At 57.8% G+C, this 20,608-nt stretch carries 15 protein-coding genes; 10 read left to right on the top strand and 5 right to left on the bottom strand.

Translation table 11 applies throughout. The features are described 5' to 3' along the window. Nucleotides 1-68 precede the first annotated feature (68 nt). On the top strand, nt 69-1,688 hold the full coding sequence (locus SH661x_RS08225) for an Nramp family divalent metal transporter (RefSeq protein WP_437229827.1): 1,620 nt from the start codon (nt 69-71) through the stop codon (nt 1,686-1,688). A 132-nt stretch (nt 1,689-1,820) separates the two neighbouring features. On the opposite strand, the gene SH661x_RS08220 is transcribed toward SH661x_RS08225, so the two are convergent. The 3 genes from SH661x_RS08220 to secA form a co-directional block, all read right to left on the bottom strand. Further along, nucleotides 1,821-2,246: a hypothetical protein gene (locus SH661x_RS08220; RefSeq protein WP_437229825.1), complete on the bottom strand. Its 426-nt coding sequence runs from the start codon at nt 2,244-2,246 to the stop codon at nt 1,821-1,823. Nucleotides 2,247-2,373: 127 nt separating this feature from the next. Then, complete coding sequence (locus SH661x_RS08215) at nt 2,374-3,432, bottom strand: DUF1559 family PulG-like putative transporter (protein ID WP_437229824.1); 1,059 nt, start codon at nt 3,430-3,432, stop codon at nt 2,374-2,376. 394 nt (nt 3,433-3,826) lie between these two features. After that, nucleotides 3,827-7,381 (bottom strand): preprotein translocase subunit SecA, encoded by a 3,555-nt coding sequence (gene secA / locus SH661x_RS08210; protein WP_437231180.1) that lies wholly within the window; start codon nt 7,379-7,381, stop codon nt 3,827-3,829. A 650-nt stretch (nt 7,382-8,031) separates the two neighbouring features. On the opposite strand from secA, the gene SH661x_RS08205 reads away from it, so the two are divergent. From SH661x_RS08205 to SH661x_RS08165, 9 genes are all read left to right on the top strand, one after another. Beyond that, nucleotides 8,032-8,964 carry an FHA domain-containing protein gene (locus SH661x_RS08205; RefSeq protein WP_437229823.1) on the top strand — a complete coding sequence of 311 codons (933 nt, stop codon included), beginning with the start codon at nt 8,032-8,034 and terminating at the stop codon, nt 8,962-8,964. Nucleotides 8,965-9,150: 186 nt separating this feature from the next. Beyond that, nucleotides 9,151-9,945 carry an inositol monophosphatase family protein gene (locus SH661x_RS08200; protein ID WP_437229821.1) on the top strand — a complete coding sequence of 265 codons (795 nt, stop codon included), beginning with the start codon at nt 9,151-9,153 and terminating at the stop codon, nt 9,943-9,945. 116 nt (nt 9,946-10,061) lie between these two features. Next, entirely contained in the window at nt 10,062-11,030 is a 969-nt protein-coding gene (mch, locus tag SH661x_RS08195) for a methenyltetrahydromethanopterin cyclohydrolase (protein WP_437229819.1), read from the top strand. Between the two features lie 79 nt (nt 11,031-11,109). Then, entirely contained in the window at nt 11,110-12,015 is a 906-nt protein-coding gene (locus tag SH661x_RS08190; protein WP_437229817.1) for a hypothetical protein, read from the top strand. A gap of 104 nt (nt 12,016-12,119) precedes the next feature. Continuing rightward, on the top strand, nt 12,120-13,361 hold the full coding sequence (locus SH661x_RS08185) for a molybdopterin molybdotransferase MoeA (RefSeq protein WP_437229815.1): 1,242 nt from the start codon (nt 12,120-12,122) through the stop codon (nt 13,359-13,361). Between the two features lie 113 nt (nt 13,362-13,474). Further along, the gene (gene lnt, locus SH661x_RS08180) at nt 13,475-15,316 is read left to right on the top strand and encodes an apolipoprotein N-acyltransferase (protein WP_437229813.1); all 1,842 of its coding nucleotides are present in this window, start codon (nt 13,475-13,477) and stop codon (nt 15,314-15,316) included. A gap of 2 nt (nt 15,317-15,318) precedes the next feature. Next, nucleotides 15,319-15,552, top strand: coding sequence for a hypothetical protein (locus tag SH661x_RS08175; RefSeq protein ID WP_437229811.1), 234 nt, complete (start codon nt 15,319-15,321; stop codon nt 15,550-15,552). Between the two features lie 238 nt (nt 15,553-15,790). Further along, nucleotides 15,791-17,275, top strand: a complete 1,485-nt coding sequence (locus tag SH661x_RS08170; RefSeq protein ID WP_437229809.1) for a serine/threonine protein kinase — start codon at nt 15,791-15,793, stop codon at nt 17,273-17,275. A gap of 186 nt (nt 17,276-17,461) precedes the next feature. Continuing rightward, nucleotides 17,462-18,445, top strand: coding sequence for an acetyl-CoA carboxylase carboxyltransferase subunit alpha (locus tag SH661x_RS08165; protein ID WP_437229807.1), 984 nt, complete (start codon nt 17,462-17,464; stop codon nt 18,443-18,445). A gap of 1,041 nt (nt 18,446-19,486) precedes the next feature. On the opposite strand, the gene SH661x_RS08160 is transcribed toward SH661x_RS08165, so the two are convergent. Further along, entirely contained in the window at nt 19,487-20,065 is a 579-nt protein-coding gene (locus SH661x_RS08160) for a hypothetical protein (protein ID WP_437229805.1), read from the bottom strand. A gap of 104 nt (nt 20,066-20,169) precedes the next feature. Next, nucleotides 20,170-20,478, bottom strand: coding sequence for a hypothetical protein (locus SH661x_RS08155; RefSeq protein ID WP_437229803.1), 309 nt, complete (start codon nt 20,476-20,478; stop codon nt 20,170-20,172). Nucleotides 20,479-20,608: the final 130 nt, after the last annotated feature.

Below are 20,608 nucleotides of genomic sequence, written 5' to 3'. Positions count from 1 at the left end.
CCCCACCGGCTGACCGGAGGAGAACGGAACTTCGCACGAACTCCTTTCAGCAGACCGGGTAATTCCGCATGTCGAATGCAGTTATCGAAGAACGTGATGAAAACGCAGATCACGGAAAAAACGCGACGTGGCAGGCCCCTTATCCGGGGTCGAAGAAAATGCCGCAATGGACGACCGGGACGCTCGGCGACGCACCTCATTTCGGCTGGCGTCAACTCCCGATGCTGCTCGGACCCGGATTGGTCCTCGGAGCGGCAGCGGTCGGGGGAGGGGAGTGGCTGACCGGTCCCGTGGTGACAGCGAAATACGGAGGAGCACTCCTCTGGCTGGCGACACTCAGCATTCTGGGGCAGGTCTTTTACAACATCGAGATCAGCCGCTACACGCTGTATTGCGGGGAACCGATTTTCACCGGCAAGTTCCGGACGTTTCCCGGCCCCTTCTTCTGGCCCTTCCTGTACCTGCTGCTCGACTTCGGCTCGTTTCTCCCGTACCTGTGCTCGAATGCAGCTGTGCCGTTACTCGCCATGTACCTGGGACGCCTTCCCGATCTGAAGACGGACGGGCTGCTGTTGCGAATCGCCGGATGTGGCATTCTGCTCCTCACGATGCTTCCGCTGATCTTCGGCGGCAAAGTCTACAGCTCATTGAAGTATCTGATGACCGGGAAGCTGGTGCTCGTCATGGGGTTCCTCATGTTCCTGGCGCTGGGCTTCTCCACCTGGGACACTTGGCGTGAAATTGCAATCGGCTTTGTCAGCTTCGGAACGCTGCCGTTTCAACCGGCCACTCCGGATGGCCCCTCGCAGCTATTGAATGTCCCGTGGATGCTCTGGCATGGGCAAACGCTGCCGCCGCTGGATTTGAGCCTTGTCGGGATGATCACCGCCATGGCAGCCATCGCCGGAAATGGAGGTTTGACCAACACCCCCATCAGCAACTTCACCAGGGATCAAGGGTGGGGAATGGGGAAGTCGGTGGGAGCGATTCCCAGCATCGTTGGCGGTCGGTCGATTCAGCTCTCCCATGTGGGTAAGGTCTTTCAGATCACCGCAGACTCTCTCCGCAGCTGGTATGGCTGGATGCGTCATGTGCATCGGGAGCAGATTCTGGTCTGGCTGCCCGCCTGCTTTTTCGGAATGGCACTTCCGAGCATGCTCTCCATGCAGTTTCTTCCGCGAGGGGTTCTGCTGAAGGATCAATGGCTGGCCGCCGGCATGACTGCGGATGGCGTGGCCAAAGCCGTCGGCGAGACGATGGGTCCGCTCTTCTGGGGGCTCACGCTCTTCTGCGGATTTCTGATCCTCACCACGTCGGCGATTGTCACGATGGATGGGGCGTTGCGCCGCTGGATCGACGTGTACTGGACAGCCAGCTCCCATCTGCGAAAGCTCGACACCCACTGGATCGGCAAGCTCTACTTCGGATCACTCTGCATGTACGGTCTGACGGCACTGGTCCTTCTGAACGTGGCCAAGCCGGACCGGCTGCTGGTCTGGACAACGAATCTTTACAACTACGCACTCGGCTTCAGCTGTTTTCACGTGCTGGCAATCAATTCATTGCTGTTGCCGAAGGAAATTCAGCCTTCCTGGTGGCGCCGGGCAGCTTTGTCGCTGGCTGGAACCTTCTTTACATGCATCGCTGTCATCACGACGCTGCACAGCCTGGGCTATTTCAAGAGTTGATCCGCAAGAGAAAGTCAGCACGACGTCGTCTGTCCGCAGCCTGACCTGAACGAAAAAGAAGGACAGGACTGGATCCGGCGTACCGTCTCCCCAATCCTGCCCTTCGCCCTGAATCGCTTGACTGCGGCCGGGTTAAATCTTGATATCGAAGGTTTCCTGGGAACTGGTCAGTTCCACCTCCAGCGGAGTCGTTTCCTTCTTCTGGTACTTCTTGTCGAAGTTAGGAATCTTCACCGGCTTCCAATTTGGATCGGGAAGTGACAACCCGTCTTTGTTAATGGTCTGCGGCGCTGGCGGAGAGATGGCCACCTTATATTTCCCCAGAACGACCGGAATCTCCGGTGCGGGAACATACCGGTAGTTTCCCTGAGCATCGACATAAGCGGTGAAGTTCGAATCGGCCTGCTGCGAGTAGAACGTCAAGGTCGTCCGCTCGGGCAGGGGCTTCCCCCCCGCTTCCGCTTTGCCGGTGATCCCTCCGATCTGTTCGACCTTTGCCGCACATCCGACACACGAAGCGGCAATCAGGCCCATTGAGAGTAGAGTTCTGAGATGCATGTGAATCCCCTCGTTGTTTTTCATGTGCTTCCGGGTCTGAACAAAACTCAAGAGGCAGCGAAGGACGCCGGAGCCTGAAACTGCCTGAGCGCTCCTTTGTACTTCGCGCCTCCTGTGTTGAACCGCCCTAGAATTCACCCAGTGCCACGCCATCGTCGCGGATGGCCAGGTGCCGCAGGGTGTCCAGATTGATGTTGTCGCTCAGGAACGAGACGTGACCGTCGCCGAAAACAGCATGCACTCCGCCCGTGTGGGCGGAATTCAGTGGGTTGTTCGGCCCGAAGTTCACGTTAATCCCTTCGCGGTCGTAGTTGGCTGAATTCGGGGCATACCGAACCGTCGTGATGTTGAAGGTACGTTCACTCGGGAGCGGTCCTTCGCCACCGTGCGTCCCCATCGCCCACGAATGCGGTCCCGAACCTCCGATGAAAATGCGGTTGCCGGAGATCGTGTGAGGATGCTGCGTGGCAATCGCTGTCGTCATGGTGGTGTTGGACGAAATGAGGTTGCCGCCCGCTTCACCCACCAGGATCGTGTTCGACGATCCGTCTGACGCATCGCGAAGGCTGCGAACTTCATTAGCAACCAGCATCCCCCCGGCAGCGGAGATTCCGACTCCCGAGGAACCCCGGTCGCTGCAGCAGTTGGCAGCATTGTTATTCACACGGCTTTCAGGGAACGCAGCTGTGGGAGTTCCGCCGGAGATGCCAATGTAAGAAGAACGCTTCTCCCATGAAGTCGGCTGTCCCATTGTGGAGGACGGGCAGGACATGACCGGGATGACTCCCGCCTGGCCGATCAGCGTCCCATTATTCCCTGCGCCGTACCCGGTTGCGGGGATCGTAAAGTTGAACTGATTGTAGATAGCGCTCTGATCCAGGCCGGGCAGGAGTCCGACCCACCAGGAAACCCCAAAGTCGCCATTAGAGTCGCGACGGGAACCGATCGGGAAGCTATTGGAACTATCGTGGTAGTTGTGGAGAGCCAGGCCGATCTGTTTGAGGTTGTTCTTGCACTGAGATCGCCGGGCGGCCTCGCGTGCCTGCTGGACAGCGGGGAGGAGCAGTGCAATGAGGACCGCGATGATGGCGATCACGACGAGCAGTTCGATGAGCGTAAATCCATTTGGCTGCGATTTATTCGCGTACGATCTTTTTCTGCGCGAAACAAGTGGGTTGGACACCATGGTCAGGGCTCCTAGGGTCAAAACGTGATATAGAGAAGCGAGAAATGGCGGCCTTTTGACGAGCAACCGCCATCGGCGAAAGCCGAATGAGAAAACGACTACCCACAGCGATTCATTCGCATAAGATTCATCGATTCTAAGCCGAGATGACCATACGTCAACGACATTTTATGCGGGACGCAGAAATTTCCCTTGATATCCCACTGAATCATAAACCGTTATAAACGAGACACTTGCGTCTCATAAAACGAGATATCGACCACCCAGAAATTCGACGTTCCACGACGAAAAACAGGCCCCCAACAAAAAAACCGACACTCAATGAAACGTGTTCACTGAGTGCCGGTACGATGATTGCAGGTGATATGACGCCCACCCTGCCGTGAAGCTCGTCTCAGGCGTCAGCTCCATGACATTTCTTGTACTTCTTCCCGCTCCCGCAAGGGCAGGGGTCATTGCGGCCGACCTTCGCATCGAAGTTCCGAATCGGCTCAACCGCCTTCGCTTCCTGACCCGGCTCGGCCCCGTTCTCTCCAGGACCGCTGGCCTGATATTCCTCAGCAGCCGATCGTGCCTGGGAGTGCTGCTCCGAAGCGTTTGCCCACAGCGATTCCAGGAACTGCGGCGAACTCTCCGTCTCCAGCCGGAACACGGCCGATGTCGACTGTTCCGCAATGCGGTCCCACATCTGTTCGAAGGCCTTCATCCCTTCTCGCTTGTACTCAACCTTCGGATCCTTCTGGGCATAGCCGACCAGCCCGATCCCGGACCGCAGGTGGTCCATGTAGTACAGGTGTTCTTTCCAGGCGTGATCGAGCATTTCCAGCAGCAGGTAACGTTCCGCCTGTCCGAGTTCCGGACGATACAGGTCGTCAATCTTCTGCAGGCAGAGCTGCTGCGCCTTTTTGTCATCGAGCTTGGCAAGTTCCTGGGGGTCGATGCGGATATGGAACTTGTCTCGCATCACCGTCACGAATTTGGCCATCGAGCCGTTGCGATGAGATGAGCCATTTTCGTTCTGGAACGTTTCGGCCAGAACCGGCTGCAGCTCGGCAAAGTCTTCAGTCGACGGATAGGCGGCCCGGCTGCGATTGATCAGGATTTCAGCAACCTGCGGCCGTTCTTTCTCCTTGAAATCCTCTTCCGTCAGGTGAGTCTGGAAGCGATCATTGGCCCACTGAATCAGGCCTTCGCGGTCAGCGTGCCCGCTGCCGAGATACTTATTCATTCCCACCAGGACCGGGAAGCGGATTTCACGTTCGTGGTAACGTTCGCGGACACGAGCCTGCACTTCAGGGATTGCCTGCGCAGGCGTCTCGAATTTGCCGATTTCCTCCGGAGACATCTCGACCCCGAAGTGATGACGCAGCCAACCGGAAAGCTGCTTATGGCCGAAGTCGTCCGCGAGGATCAGATCGAGCGGCGAGAAGTCGACACGGGCGATCGACTCTTCTGCCCGCTGTGCGAGATAACGGGCAACTTCATCCCGATCAAATTCTCCTTCCGCCTGTTCTCCGCGTGCCACTTTACGAAGTTCACGGTCGTTGGTGTTCAGGCCGAAATGATGATTGGCCCAGTTGGCCAGGGTCTGCCAGTTCCATTCCCGCTGGTCGAGATCCTTGGAAAGATTTTCATCCAGCTGATCTTCGATCGCACTTTCCGCCTGCCGCTGGGCTTCGCGGGTCATGAACTCGACCATCTGGTCTTTGTCCATGTCGCGAACGTCCTGCCAGTCGATGACCAGTCCCATGCTCTGACCGGCAAAGGCGGCAGCGGTCTCCCAGCGGTACTGCGGCTGCAGGAACTGCAGGGACCACTTCTCAACCTGTTTGTCGAGCATGCCGAGGATCAACTCTCGGCAGTTCTGGCCATCGAGAATCCGCTGGCGGTAGCTGTAAACTTCCTTACGCTGGAAGTCCATGACTTCGTCGTATTCGAGCAGGTTCTTACGGGACTCGAAGTGGCGTTCTTCGACCCGCTTCTGAGCCTTCTCGATCTGCCGGGAGACCATCGGATGTTCGATCGATTCCCCTTCCTGCATCCCCAGCCAGGTGAGCATCGCTTTGACTTTATCACCGGCGAAGATCCGCATCAGATCGTCTTCCAGTGACAGGAAGAACCGACTGGATCCCGGGTCACCCTGACGTCCCGACCGACCGCGCAGCTGCAGGTCGATGCGGCGGGAATCGTGCCGTTCGGTGCCGATGACGTGCAGCCCGCCCAGTTCAGCGACCTTGCGACCGTCGGCCTTCATGCCTTCTTTCTGGGCGATCTCATCGGCCAGTTCGTCCCACTCCCGCTTGGGGACATCAAGTCGGGAAGCGTACTTATGCTTGAGCGTTTCCCAGGCGAGATGCTCTGCGTTCCCGCCCAGAATGATGTCGGTCCCACGACCCGCCATGTTCGTGGCGATCGTCACCGCATTCAGACGGCCTGCCTGAGCGACGAATTCGGCTTCACGTTCATGGAACTTCGCGTTGAGCACGCTGTGCTTGATGCCGCGCTTATCCAGCATGGCCGAGATACGTTCGCTTTTCTCGATCGAGACTGTTCCCACGAGGATCGGCCGGCCGGTCTTGTGGACTTCGACGATCTCTTCGATGACCGCCTTCCATTTCTCCGGCTCAGAGCGATAGATCACATCATGGTAGTTGATGCGCTTCATCGGGCGGTTGGTGGGGACAGCTACCACATCCAGACCGTAGATCTTGTAGAACTCATTGGCCTCGGTCATGGCCGTTCCGGTCATGCCGCAGAGCTTCTTGTACAGCTTGAAGTAATTCTGCAGAGTGATGGTCGCCAGGGTCTGTGAAACCTCTTTCACCCGCACCCCTTCCTTGGACTCCACGGCCTGATGCAGCCCGTCGCTCCACTGGCGACCGTGCATCTTTCGTCCGGTGTGCTCGTCGACGATCACCACTTCGCCCTGTTCGACGACGTAGTTCACATCCCGCTTGTAGAGGTAGTGCGCCTTCAGGGCGTTATCGATCAGATGGGGCCATTCCATGTTCCCGGCAGAGTAGAAACTCTCGACGCCGGCCAGGTGTTCGGCTTTGCGGACCCCTTCATCGGTGAGGTGAGTGGTGTGCTCTTTCTCTTTGACTTCGAAGTCGACGTCACGCACCAGCTGACGGGCGATACGGTCTGCTTTGGGGTACTTGGTGACGTCATCGTGCGCCGGGCCCGAGATAATGAGCGGAGTCCGGGCCTCGTCGATCAGAATGTTATCGATTTCGTCGACGATGGCGAAATCCAGCGGCCCCTGCACCTGCAGGTCGGCGGTCGGCTTCATGTTGTCGCGAAGGTAATCGAAGCCGAATTCGTTATTCGTTCCGTAGGTGATATCCGCAGCGTATTCCTTCTGCCGTTCGTGCGGACGCATGTGAGACTGAATGGCTCCCATCGTCAGTCCGAGTCCCATGTGCAGCGGGCCGATCCATTCCATATCGCGCTTGGCGAGATAGTCGTTGACCGTGACGACGTGCACTTTGCCTTTCAGGGCGTTGAGATAAGCGGGCAGGGAAGCGACCAGCGTTTTTCCTTCCCCGGTCACCATCTCGGCAATCTTGCCCTGATTGAGGATATAGCCCCCGACCATCTGGACATCGTAATGCCGCATCTGCAGGTTGCGGACGCCGGACTCCCGCACGGCTGCAAACGCTTCGGGGAGCACCTGCTCCAGGGTCTTACCGTCGGCAATCTGCTTTTTGAGTTTGTCTGTGGTGGCCCGTAACTCACCTTCGGTGAGCTTTTTCATTTCGGGTTCAAGCTGATTGATCCGGTCGAGGACGCTGCCTGGAATGACCCGGCTGGATCCGTCCCGCTCACGGATGAACCCAATATTGCGGATAGCACGTTCGTTGGATGAGCCAAACATCCCGCGAATGATGCGTTCCAGCAGGGCGGTGAACCCCGTAAACAGCTCACCGAGACGATCAAAGAAATCCATGTCTTCAGTCCAGACGTTTCCACGGAGACCGCCGCCAGAGACAGCTCCAGTACGCTGGAACATCACTCCATCGACGATCACCATCCTGAAAAGGCCCGCAAATTCGCTCGCTTCGACGCCCATCCAGTGGCATGGAAGGCCCGCGAATTGCTGGTGCCGTACCCGTGATCATGCTGAAAAATTCGACGCAGGCTGCAGAGTCGCCGCAACCTGCCAATACGGAAAAGTTTATTTTGATTGCCGGACGGGGTCAATACGGCCGGGGAAGCAAGCTGGAAGATGTGCAGAGAAGCTGGGTTTGCAGCATTTCAATGCAAGATCCTGCCGGTCCCGAGGTCTTTGAAATTTTGAGAATTTGTCAAGTTTCGTCGAAATTCTGGCAGAGAAATTCACATGTCGACTTTGACATCGGTTCGCTATCGAGATATTCTGGGAGTCATTCTACTTTATATCAAGTCATTTCGCATCTTCCTGCGTGTCTCCTGTTTCTGAGTCCATGAGGATCTGTTCTCCAGAAAACCAAATCTCGGGTTCCAGCTTTTTTCTTAAGCGGATCCCCACGCCCGGATTTCCCCAAAGACTGTTGCCGGCGCAATCGCATTGACGCGAATTGGCAGCAATGTGTCGTCCGGAAGATGGAGTAGACATCGATGCGGCATGCCGAATTGAAAGTCGTTTCCGGGAAACAGGCGGGGAGTCTTATTCCCCTCCCGGAAGGAAAATTCCTGATCGGTCGCGAAGAAGATTGCCACCTTCGCCCCAACAGCGACACCGTCAGCCGTCATCACTGCGTTTTTACAGTGGACGAATTCACGGTTCGTCTCCGCGATCTCGGCAGCACAAACGGCACACTCGTCAACGGGGAGCGGATCCGCGGGGGAGTGATGCTCAACCCCGGTGACATCGTCTCGATCGGAAAGATCGAGTTCGAGATTCAAATCCGGGACACGTCCATGGAGACGGCCGCCGAACTCCAGCTGGAAAGCGAAACCAAAACCGGCAAGCCGGAAGCCGCCCCAGCCGTTGGGGAACCGGAGTCTTCTTACGAAATCCCCGCGGCCACAGATACACTGGTCGACATTCCAGTGGTCGACACGGTCCCGTTCAATCCGCTGATGCAGCCTCCTCCGGGGGATACGCAGTTTGCAAATCCAATGCAAATGCCGATGCAGCCGGCACTTGGGTATCCTCAGATGGGATATCCACCTCCCATGGGCTATCCGCAGCAAATGATGCCGTACGGGTACCAGAGCTATCCCGGCATGTATCCTCCGCAGCCGATGGGCTATCCCATGCCCGGTGCCTACCCTCAGGCCCCGATGCAAATGCCGACCGCCCCAATGGTTGCGCCTATTCCTGAACCAGAACCGGTCGCAGTGGCCTCCAAGGTTCCGGAAGTTGGGCTCAAGCTCCCGAACCCTGAAGAGACCGGAGCAAAGGCGCCTGCGCCGAAGCCCGCCGCACCTGCGGGCGGTGACCAGAAAACTGCTGAAGCGAAAGCCAAAGAGGAAGCTCCCAAGATGGCTGACGATATTATCCAGCAGTATCTCAAACGCAGACCGAGTCCGGGGGGCAAGAAGTAGTCTGCCGCTGCCTAGCGCAGCCAGTGCCTGCAGGGGCCCAGTTCACCATCACGGTCCGATCACTTCAGGTCGGACCGTTTGCATTTCTGATAAATCCTCCCGGAACCGCGTCGCTCCTTGATTCCCGGGTGTACGTGCGCTACGCTTCAGCCGCATCCATTCTCACCCTTTGCACTTCTGTTGAATATGGTTGACCCGGCTGTCCTCGAAGACCGACTCCAATTTGCGTTAGCTGCTTCGGCGCGGGCTGAACAGCTGGTGATGGGGTACTACCTGGATACCGAACTTCACGTCGACCTGAAATCGGACCAGTCTCCGGTCACCGCTGCCGACCGTGGGGCAGAGGACCTTCTGCGACGCGAACTTCTGACCCGGTATCCTGAGGATTCCGTCCTGGGAGAGGAGTTCGGAGAGACGACCGGGACCAGTGGATTCCGCTGGATTCTGGACCCGGTAGACGGGACGAAGTCCTTCGTGCACGGGACGCCGCTGTTCGGGATGTTGATCGGCCTGCAGCATCAGGGTGAGAACGTCGCTGGAATCTGTCGACTGCCGGCAGTCCGGGAAGTCGTTTATGCCAGAAGGGGAGGGGGGGCCTGGTGGCAGCGGGATGGACGTCCCGCCGTCCGTGCTCAGGTCGCCACACCCAAGCCGCTGGCCGAGTCACTTTTCTGTTACACCGCTGTTGAGGGTTTCCAGCAGATCCAACGAATGGACGTGCTGGAGACGCTTTCGAAACAAAGTCGACTCTCGCGCGGCTGGGGAGACTGCTACGGGCATATGCTAGTTGCGACCGGCCGGGCCGAGATCATGGTTGATCCGCTGCTGGCGGAGTGGGACGCCTCGGCACTGATTCCGATTGTGGAAGAAGCGGGCGGAGTTTTCATGGACTGGCAGGGGAAGAGCACAGCAGTCGGCGGGAACGGAATCTCGGTGATTCCGTCGTTGAAGAATGAAGTGAGAAAACTGGTTGAAGGTTGATGGTTTAAGGTTGAGAACAAACTCTCCAAACCATTCTCGGTCGACTTTAAACCTTCAACCATCAACCTTAAACGAACAGAGGCAACGCCTCATCAATTCTTGTCTGGATCCTGATTGTGGTTGAAGAAGAACAGAACAGTGGGTCTCTCAACGATCTCGCCTGGGATCTCGTGCATCAGCTGCTCGCGCAGCTGGACGAACTTCGTATTGAACCTGTCGAAGAGTCTGGCCCCGGCATCGTCCTCGATTTTGGGATTGAAGCTGCGGGAAGTCTGGCAGCAGGACTGGCGCTTGCAGAAGTCTGCACGTCCGGGCTCGCCGAGTTCACGATTGCACCCGGAACGCTCGATAGCATCGGCTGGCCGATGCTATCCTCGCAGACCGACAACCCGGTCGAAGCGTGTCTGCTGAGCCAATATGCCGGCTGGAAACTCAGCACGAAGAACTACTTTGCCATGGCCTCGGGTCCGATGCGGGCAGCAGCAGGGCAGGAAGAGCTGTTCAAGAAACTCGAATATAAAGAAGCGGGTTACGGCGTGGTCGGAGTGCTGGAATCGGGCAGAATTCCCGGGCCCGATGTGGTCAAATACGTTGCCAAAGCCTGCGGCGTTTCCGCAGATCATGTCGCGCTATTAGTCGCTCCGACAGCGAGCATTGCCGGCAATATGCAGGTGATTGCCCGCTGCGTGGAAACCGCCATGCACAAGCTGTTCGAACTGAAATTCGACGTCAACCGGGTGGAGTCGGCAGCTGGCTGGGCTCCGATTTCTCCAGTCGCTGAAGACGATATTACTGCGATCGGCCGGACGAACGACGCCATTCTTTATGGCGGTCGGGTCACGCTGTGGGTCAACGGCGATGATGAATCGATTCGTGAACTGGGGCCGCGCATCCCGTCCAGCGGATCCGCCATGCATGGTCGGCCGTTTCTCGAATTGTTTGAAGCAGCGGGCCGGGACTTTTACAAGATGGATCCGCATCTCTTCAGTCCCGCGGAGATTGTCCTGCATAATGTCGAGACCGGCAGAGTGCATCACTTCGGTGGAGTTCGCGAAGACGTCCTGCGGAAATCGTTCGGTTTGTAAATCAATTCGTTGATTGACACGCTGAAGTGTGTCGCTCAACCGGTCAGTATCACAGTCGCATGCGGTGGAGAGACGAAAGTTGACTGACGCGCTGCCACACCCGGAATCGCCCAGACTTTCCAAAGTCTGGGCTGTGTTGTGGCTGGTGTTTGGACTCTGGCTGCTCTACCGGGCCGTCTTTGTCGGAGCCGGGTCCAGCTATGTCACCGAACTGAACGGGCGAGTCAGCGGGGCCACCTACAACGATGCACTGGCAGGGCAGGCCGTTTACAGCTTTCCCCGAACGCTGGGGGTCTGGATTGCTGCGTTCCTGACGCTGTCGGTCTTTTCTTTCCTTTACAAAGACAACCCGTTTTACAAGCTGGCGGAGTCGATCTTTGTCGGTGTTTCGGCGGCGTACTATATGGTGGTCGGATTCTGGACGGTGATGGTTCCCAGCCTGCTGGCGAAGATCTGGCCGGCATGGATTCAGTCCTGGGCCGTGCCCGGAATGTCTCCCGTGCGGGACGAAACGTGGTGGCTGTACCTGATCCCGCTGGTTCTGGGGTTCATGCTGTTGTGGCGTCTCTCTCCGAAGGGAGCCTGGATTGCCCGCTGGCCGCTGGCATTCATCATCGGTTCGACAGCGGGGATTCGTCTGGTGGGCTTTCTGCAGGCCGACTTTCTCAGCCAGATCCGCAACACCATCGAGCCGGTAGTGGTTGTGGAGGCAGGAAAATTCGAGTTCTGGACCAGCGTGCAGCACCTGTTGCTGGTGGTCTGCGTACTCGCTTCACTGGTGTACTTTTTCTTTTCGATCGAGCACACCGGGGCAGTGGGGAAGATTTCCCAGGTCGGGATCTGGGTGCTGATGATCACGTTCGGAGCTGCGTTCGGTTACACGGTCATGGGACGGATTGCACTGCTGGCGATCCGCTTCGAGTTTCTTTTCGACGACTGGCTCTGGCTGATCGACCCCGCAGGGAACCGCACCGGGATTGGATGAAATTCGAAGTACCTAATTCGAAATTCGAAACAAATTCAAAACTGAAAAAGCGTCCTGTCTGTACACTGGCTCTGGACTCTCGACTCCTCACTCTGGACTTCTTCATGCTGACGGTTGAGCAGGCGTGGCAACAGATTGCCGAGACGGTCGCTCGCACCCAAGCCTGTCCCGTCCCCCTCGTTCAAGCGGTCGGGACGGTGCTTGCTGAAGATGTGGTAAGCACAACCGATTCGCCCCCATTTGATAAATCGATGATGGATGGCTACGCGGTCCGCGTGGAAGACCTGCAATCCGACAGCACGACACTCAAAGTGATCGAAGATGTCTTCGCTGGACAGACGGCTCAGCAGGCTGTCCGACCCGGAGGTGCCATTCGAATCATGACAGGCGCCCCGGTTCCCGCGGGAGCGACGGCTGTCATCCCCGTCGAATGGACAACGCTTCACAGCGAGACCGATTCGGTGGAAATTCAGCCCCCCCGACCGGTGGGGCAGGGGGCAAACATCCTTCCTCGCGGTCAGTCGATGCGGGCGGGGGAAGTGATCCTGAGAAGCGGCACACTCATCCGTGCTCAGGAGATTGCGTTGCTCGCTGAGACCGGACATGCCTCGCCAGTTGTTCGACGTCCGCCGACCATCGGCATCCTGGCAACCGGGGACGAGCTGGTGGAAATCGACCAGACTCCCGGGCCGGGACAGATCCGGAATTCGAACGCCATCATGCTGATGGCTCAGGTGATTCACCTGGGAGCGACACCTCAGCTGATCGGCATCGCTCGAGATGACCGGGGAGACCTGCGGACGAAAATCGCCAGCGGCCTGAAGTGTGATTTCCTCTGTCTCTCCGGAGGTGTCTCGGCCGGGGAAGCGGATCTGGTTCCCAGCGAACTGAAGCAGGCCGGTGTCCGGGAAGTCTTCCATAAAGTGGCGATGAAACCGGGCAAGCCGGTCTGGTTCGGAAAACGGGACGGCGGTGGAGAGACTGGCCCCTGTTATGTCTTCGGGTTGCCGGGAAATCCCGTGAGCAGTATGGTTTGCTTCGAGTTGTTCGTGCGGACAGCAGTGCGGGAATTCCTCGGACTGACCCCCGCCGGTCCACGTTTGTGCAGGGCCAGACTGAAGTCTGCGTTCGAACATCGGAGTGACCGGCAGACCTGGTTTCCTGCTCAAGTCACCATCAGTGAAGCAGGGGTGTGGGTCCAGCCGGCTCCCTGGAAGGGTTCGGCGGATTTGAGGTCCACCGTGGAAGCCAACTGCAGTTTGTTGATTCCCCCCGGCACTCAGACCTGGAGTCAGGGAACCGAAGTGGATGTTCTCCCCTGGGGGACAGACCTCGTCGGTGGATAGAATATCGATGCAGGAAACGTCGAACGTCACACACTTGAGGGCGAACTCAACAGAAGGCATCACCTCATCATCTGATTTCAGATGGAGCAACATCGGGCAGGGATGGACCGAACGTGAACACAGTCGGGGACAATGTGGCTGACAGTGGGGCAGGGGAGTCCCCGGAAACCGCTCGCCGGGTCGCGGAAATTATTTCGCGAGGAAAGCGGAGTCGACCTGGTGCGATCACCACACTGGCCCTGTCGATGCTGACTGCAGTGCTGCTCTGGGCGTCGTTCACTCCCGTGGACTTCGGGCCGCTGGCCTGGATCAGTCTGGTCCCGCTCCTCACCCTCGTTCGTCCGGCCCAGCGGACCCGCTGGATGTATCGGATTGTCTATGTCAGTGGACTCTGTTACTGGCTGGCGACACTGCAATGGATGCGGCTGGGGGATGTGTCGATGTATGGAGCCTTGCTGGCTCTCTCGGCCTATCTGGCTGTTCTCTGGCCGGTCTTTCTCGCCCTGTGCCGCGTGGCTGTGCATCGATTCCGCGTTCCGCTGATGATCGCAGCTCCTCTGTTCTGGACAGGGCTGGAGTACCTGCGGGCTCACCTGTTCACCGGTTTCGCATGGTATTTCGTGGGGCATTCGCAGTACCGGTGGGTCGATGTCATTCAGATCACCGACATCCTCGGGGCTTACGGAGTCAGTTTTCTGATCGTGCTGGCGAACGGGGCAGTGGCTCAATTTGTTCCGGCCCGCTTCTTTCAGAAGTGGCAGCTGTGCTGGCCGGGTGAAGTCGAGATGATTGCCAGCGAGAGTCCGCGCCGACAGCTGCTGGGAGGACTCGTCTCCGTCGGGCTGGTGGTGCTGGCCTGCGGGTATGGAATGGCAAGACGCAGTCACGGGGACTTTCCGCTGGGCCCGCGTGTCGCGCTCATTCAGGGGAATTACGTCGCCAGCGTCCGAAATAACACAGATGATCCTCGGGACATCTTCCTGATGCATCGCCAGCTGACAGGGCTGACGGTTGCCGAACAGCCTGACTTCGTGGTCTGGCCGGAAGCGATGTTTCCCTATGGCGTTTATGAGGTGGAACACGGGGTCACCGACGAGAACCTGGCTGAAATCGCCCCGGAAGTCCCGGTGAAGATCTGGCGTGAACAGGAGTCCCATCGGGCACTGACTGACATGGCCGACATGACTCAGGCCGCACTGGTCATCGGGACGAATGCCTTCCTCGCCCAGCCTGCCGGGTACAAGCTGTTCAACTCAGCCGTTTTCGTCCAGCCAGGGGCAGGGGCCACAAACCGTTATGACAAGATTCATCGCGTCCCGTTCGGGGAGTACATTCCACTGCGTGATGCGTTGCCGTTCCTGCAGTCGCTGACCCCGTTTCGAGGGAAGTTCGGGATCGACAAAGGGGAGCAGGCGCATGTGTTCCGCTGGAAGGACTGGGAGCTGATCCCGCTCATCTGCTTCGAGGACACGGTTCCTCAACTCGTCCGCAAGATCGCCAAGTCTGCGAAGGTGAATGCCCCCACTCAGAATCAGGTTCTCGTCAATCTCACCAACGACGGCTGGTTTCACGGATCGAGCGAGCTGGATCAGCATCTGATCACATCGCAGTTTCGGGCGATCGAGACCCGCACACCGCTGGTGCGGGCGGTCAACACCGGGATCTCCGCAGTGATCGACGGGGATGGCGTCGTTCGCGAAGCTTTGAAGTTCTACGATGCCGGTCCTCGCAACGACGAAAGTTCTGTCCGGAATTCGATCCGGGATCCGCGGACCGGGCGGTATCACAAACAGTTGAACTGTGCGATTGTCGCCGACGTTCCGCTGGATCCCCGAACGAGCTGGTACGTCACGCTGGGAGATTGGTTCGCCGCCAGCTGCCTGACACTGGCGGTGCTGACAGCACTGCTGGGACTGCTGTCGAAGCCAAAAATCGCGACTGGTGCAGGGGAGTGAGTATGACCGGGCTTGCCCAGCTCAGCCGGCGCGATGACATGATCTTCCGCAGCCTGATGATTCCGGTGGGGCTCTATCTGATCGTCGTGGGCATCCGGGCCATCCGCAATCGGCGACTCCACCTGCGGAAGCGCGAGAAACCGGTGCAGGGGACACTGGCTGTCACCCTGGGGGTGATCATCACCCTCGCCGGAACCGGGTTCATTGTTTCCTCGATCATGAGTTTTGTGGGGTAGGGGGGAGGGGGTAGTGGATAGTGGGCAGGAGTTAGGAGTTAGGAGTTAGGAGTTAGGATACTCTCAACCCTCAACCTTCAACCCTCAACCTTCAACCTTCAACCTTCAACCTTCAACCTTCAACCCTTCAACCCTTCTTCAATTCCCCCAAGCTGTTGTCTACACTTGAAGGGTAGGCATCTCTCAGACATTTCCTCATCCCGCAGTTCGCGGGCAGATTCGAAACAAGGTCAGAATTGTGGCGGACTCCGAGACAATTGACGATTACGAACTGATCAACTGCGTCGTGACCGGAAACGCGACCCAGATCTGGGAAGTGAAAAAGGCCGGCGCGACGCAGTCGATGGCCATGAAGATTCTCCTCCCGGAAGCCTTCAAAGACCCGGAAGCCAAGAAGAATCTCAAGCATGAAGCGAGCGTCGGGAAGTCGCTCGAGCACCCCAATATCATTCGCATCCAGGAAGTGAAGTTCACCCGGCACCACGGTTACTACATCATGGAGTACTTTCGCGGCGGCAACGTGAAAGCCATGATCCGGAACGAAAAACCGCAGGTGCAGGCCAAGGCCAAGCGAATTGTCGAATGTATTTCCCAGGCGCTGGGGCACATGCACGACAAGAAGTGGATTCATAAAGATGTGAAGCCCGACAACGTGCTGCTGACGAAGGGGGGCGAAGTCCGCCTCATCGACTTCTCGCTGGCAGGCCGCGCGGGGAACTCTGTCGTCCACGCCATGTCCAAGAAGGCGAATATCGTCATTCAGGGGACCCGCACCTACCTGGCCCCGGAACTGATTCGTCGCGAAGTCCTCACCCACTCCGTCGACATCTACAGCCTGGGAGTGATGACCTATGAAATGCTCACCGGCAATCCTCCATTCCGGACCGCGAATCCCAACGACCTGCTGATGATGCAGGTGCGGGATGCTCCCGCTCCTCCCACGATGCTCGATAGCAACATCACACCAGAGGCAGAGAAGTTCGTGCTTCGACTCCTCGCCAAAAAGCCCAAAGATCGACCTGCGAATATGCAGGAAGTGTTTGCGGAAGTGCGGAACATCAACTTCTTCAAAGTCGATCCGATTGAACACGCCCGCAGCACGCATGCAGCGTTCATGGCTTCGGATGCCCAGCAGCAGAATGACCGGCTCGACAGCCGTCTGGATGCGAAGCGGACCGCCGAAGGAGGAGCCCAGCCAGCTCCCAAACCCAAGCCGAAGATCGTCATCCCGCCCGAGCCGGTGAAGCCTGCCGCCAAAGCACCGGTTGCAGCTGCCCCCGTTCCTCCACAGGCCCAGCCGCAACCCCCGTTCAGTCCGTATCCGGCGATGGCTCCTCCGGGAATGCCGATGCCGGGATATCCCATGCCGGGGTACCCGATGCAGCCGGGCATGATGCCACCAGGGTATCCGATGCAGCCTGGAATGCCCCCGATGCCGTTTCCCGGATATCCGGGGATGCCCGGAGGTCAGATGCCGGGAGGTTATCCAGGAATGCCGATGCCGGGCATGCCCTTCCCCCAGCGTCCGGGGATGCCGATGCCCGGCCAGCCGATTCCCGTTCCGGGGCAACCTGCTCCAGCGATGCCGACGGCAGCCCAACCCGGAATGCCAGCCCCGGCAGCTCCGCGACCAGCAGCTCCGGCTCCTTCCGCCCCCACAGCTGCTCCGGCTCCCAAGTCGGAAACACCCCTTGCGTCGCTGGATGATCTGGATATCGAATAAGCGGAATCGAGTGGTGATGCAGGCTTTCCGCATTGCGCCGGGACCATTACAGTTTCCCCAGCGGACAACGTCCGGTTGGTCGAATCCGCTGAGAGTTGAATTTCATCGTTTCCATTGAACCGGCACGTCGCGCTGGGTGAACCTGTTTCTCCCCAGCGAGTTTGTTGACGGTACGAGATCAGATTTATGCCTGCACTGCTCCCTTTGCCGTTCGAAAAGCCCATTGTTGATCTGGAAAAGCAGCTCGAAACTCTCGAGGCCCAGCCTGATCCGAGCGCCAATATCAAGGAAGCGATTCGCAACCTGCGAACGGAACTGACCAAGCTCCGCCGGGAAATCTACGAACAGCTCAGCCCCTGGGACATCGTTCGCGTCGCCCGGCATGAATCGCGACCGCAGGCACTCGATTACATCGAACTGGTCTTCGATGAATTCGTGGAACTGCATGGTGACAAAGCTCACGGGGACGACCGCGCGATTCTCACCGGATTCGCCAAGCTGGACGATCGCAAAGTGATGCTGATCGCTCAGCAAAAGGGGCGTAACCTCGAAGAACGGATCGAACACAACTTCGGAATGGCCCATCCGGAAGGCTATCGCAAAGCCCTGATGAAAATGCAGATGGCTGCCAAGTACCATCTGCCCATTATCTGTCTGATCGACACCGCCGGAGCGTATCCGGGGATCGAAGCAGAAGAACGGGGACAGGCGTACCAGATTGCCCTGAATCTGCGTGAGATGAGCCGCGTGAACACCCCCATCATCTGCGTGGTGATCGGGGAAGGGGGGAGCGGCGGAGCATTGGGAATCGGAATCGGTGATCACGTCGCGATGCTCCGGTTTTCGTATTACTCCGTCATCAGCCCTGAAGGCTGTGCCGGCATCCTCTGGAAACACGCGCGTCATGCAGACAAGGCTGCAAACGCACTCCGCTTCACATCGAAAGACCTCCTCGAATTCGGCATCGTTGACGAGATCATCGATGAGCCGCTGGGAGGAGCCCATCGCGACCACCGTCGCATGGCGATGCTGATGAAGGCTTCTCTGAGTGAAGCCCTGCGGAAGCTCGGAGAGATTCCGCATCAGGAACTGCTCGAACGCCGCTACCAGAAGTTTCGAAAGATCGGCCGGTTCGAAGAAGAACTGGCCATCGAAACCGGAGCGAAGTGATCGAGGCCGCACTTGCGAGGTGCTCTCTCCTCGCAGCTGCCTGAGGAGAGGGCCGAAACGGACAACAGGGTTCGACCGCAGTTCGGATCGTCATCCGGATATTGGCCCCTCCCGAGTGCCGCCCCTCCGCTAAAACGAGCGTCCGGAGCACGCACACTCACGCTCGGATCTTCGGTCGACGCCCCCGCGCCCGATCGCTTCCCAGAAAAGCAATCGCCTGTCTGGCAACCCGCGGACACTTGCGGGGCACAGAGAAGGGGAGCGTTCCCCGGGGCAAACACTCTCAAGCCGCCCCCCAGGCAGTTGATCTTTGGACGCTGCCGAAGTCGCTCGCGCTGACCTTCGGAGTCATCCGCATTGCGAACTTCCGGCGTGACATGCGGGGGCGAATCACACGAGTCTGGGAAGGCAGCCACAGTCGTGAAGACGCGCTCTGGGAGCCGTCGCACGAGAGACCAGGAGCGATTCCGAGAACACGCCATGCCCCCAGACAGATCGCTCCAAAACTGCCTGCGGGCCACCCCGTCACCGGACGGCGTTCCTAGGGAGAGTGTCCCGCGACTCGCCCGCTGGCCACCTCGAGAAGAAGAACCTCGCAGTGCGACTTCCGATCTCATGCCCCAGCAACTTCACCCCTGGGCGAGCGTCCGCCCCCAAACGAGAGCGGGCATGAATCCCCGTTGTTTTCCGGGCTTTTCCAGGCCCGAACTGAACATAACGGACATTATCGGACGTTGGGGTATGGTCAATATTAATCGATCTGACCGCGAAAATCAAGGTTTCCTGAGACGTTCACGAACGCCCGCAACGCCGAATCCGGGCATTTTCTTTTCGTGACACTTTCGACTCGCCTCTTCATTCGACAGAGCTGCTGACGGCAGGAATCGGAGCACGTACGACGACGACGGCCCGACCCCACAGGATGCAACAACACTTTGCGGCACACGTCGCAATACATCCACTCATGAGGCAAACGAGCACAGGATCGAAGGCCTTTCTTCGGATGCTTCAACGGAGCGGAAATGTGAATGAAGTCCTGTGTCATTTCTGTTCGCCCTGATCAAAAGTGAAAGACTCCTTCCCAACCTGAACTTCGAATTTCCGGGAAACAAACTTCCGCCCTGCTACAAAGTAAAAGACGGCTGACGCATCCGGAGACCAGACGCTAGGCTGAGCAACTGAGCCATCCTGCTGGATGAAAAGAGAGGCCCGAACAGAAATACGGTCTCCGCGTTTCAGATGCTTTACTGCGTCAGCCTCACACTCAATTGGAAGAATGCGATGAGCTGCGAATGTAGCCGCCTTCAAAAAGGACGCCGGCGTCCTAGACGAATAATGAATCTCAGCCCAACCCTGCGACCACTTCACCTCAGAAATGACACCATCGATTTCGATTTCAAAAGGCTGGAACCGTTCATTGAATGCAACCCAATTCTCTTGACGCTGAGCATCACGGTTAACAGCGGTACCAGTGACTTTGACCTTCCGATTGAACTCAATGAGATCTTTGCAGAACTGGAGCTCTGAAATCGGCTTCTCAGCTTTTTCAGGCTTCTCTTCCGCCAGGACGATTGAGCTGGCCAACACGATCAACGAAACAACGAACGAAACGACTCGCATAGACTGGCCCTCACAACAAAAAAGAGTCGGAGCATTTCCGACTCTACGAAATGGAAACACCAGACTCAACCCGGAATCCGGATCCGTGCCGATCCTTCCTCACGTCAGGCATGCGGCCCGGATCCGGATTCAGACATTGAACTGGTCTCCCTACGCGACACAGTGCGAATGTCCGCGAGCTTTTCAGAGATGGACTGATCGAGTCTCTCATTCATCGTTTCAATCCATCGTGCCCGGAGACCTTCGCGATACCCACGCTCGAAAGCTTCATTCTCACGACGTTCAGCTTCACTGATCTTTCCATCTTCGAGGATGCTATTTTCAAGATACCGGGCGGACCAGTAAAGCATCACGACGACAGGGGCCATTCCGAGGGCGAACCAGAAGCCTTGACTGAGATCAAAAAACGACATTCAAGAATCCTCTTTCACTTCTTCGACGATTCGACTTTCGTACCACATTCCAAGCGAACCAATTCAGCGAGACTGACTCTTCGAACGCACAGCGAGCAGATGGAGCTATGCGACCTGTCGGCCTGGCTTT

Source organism: Planctomicrobium stercoris, assembly GCF_051465655.1.
Lineage (GTDB): Bacteria > Planctomycetota > Planctomycetia > Planctomycetales > Planctomycetaceae > Planctomicrobium.
This window is presented reverse-complemented; position numbering and strand designations above follow the sequence as displayed.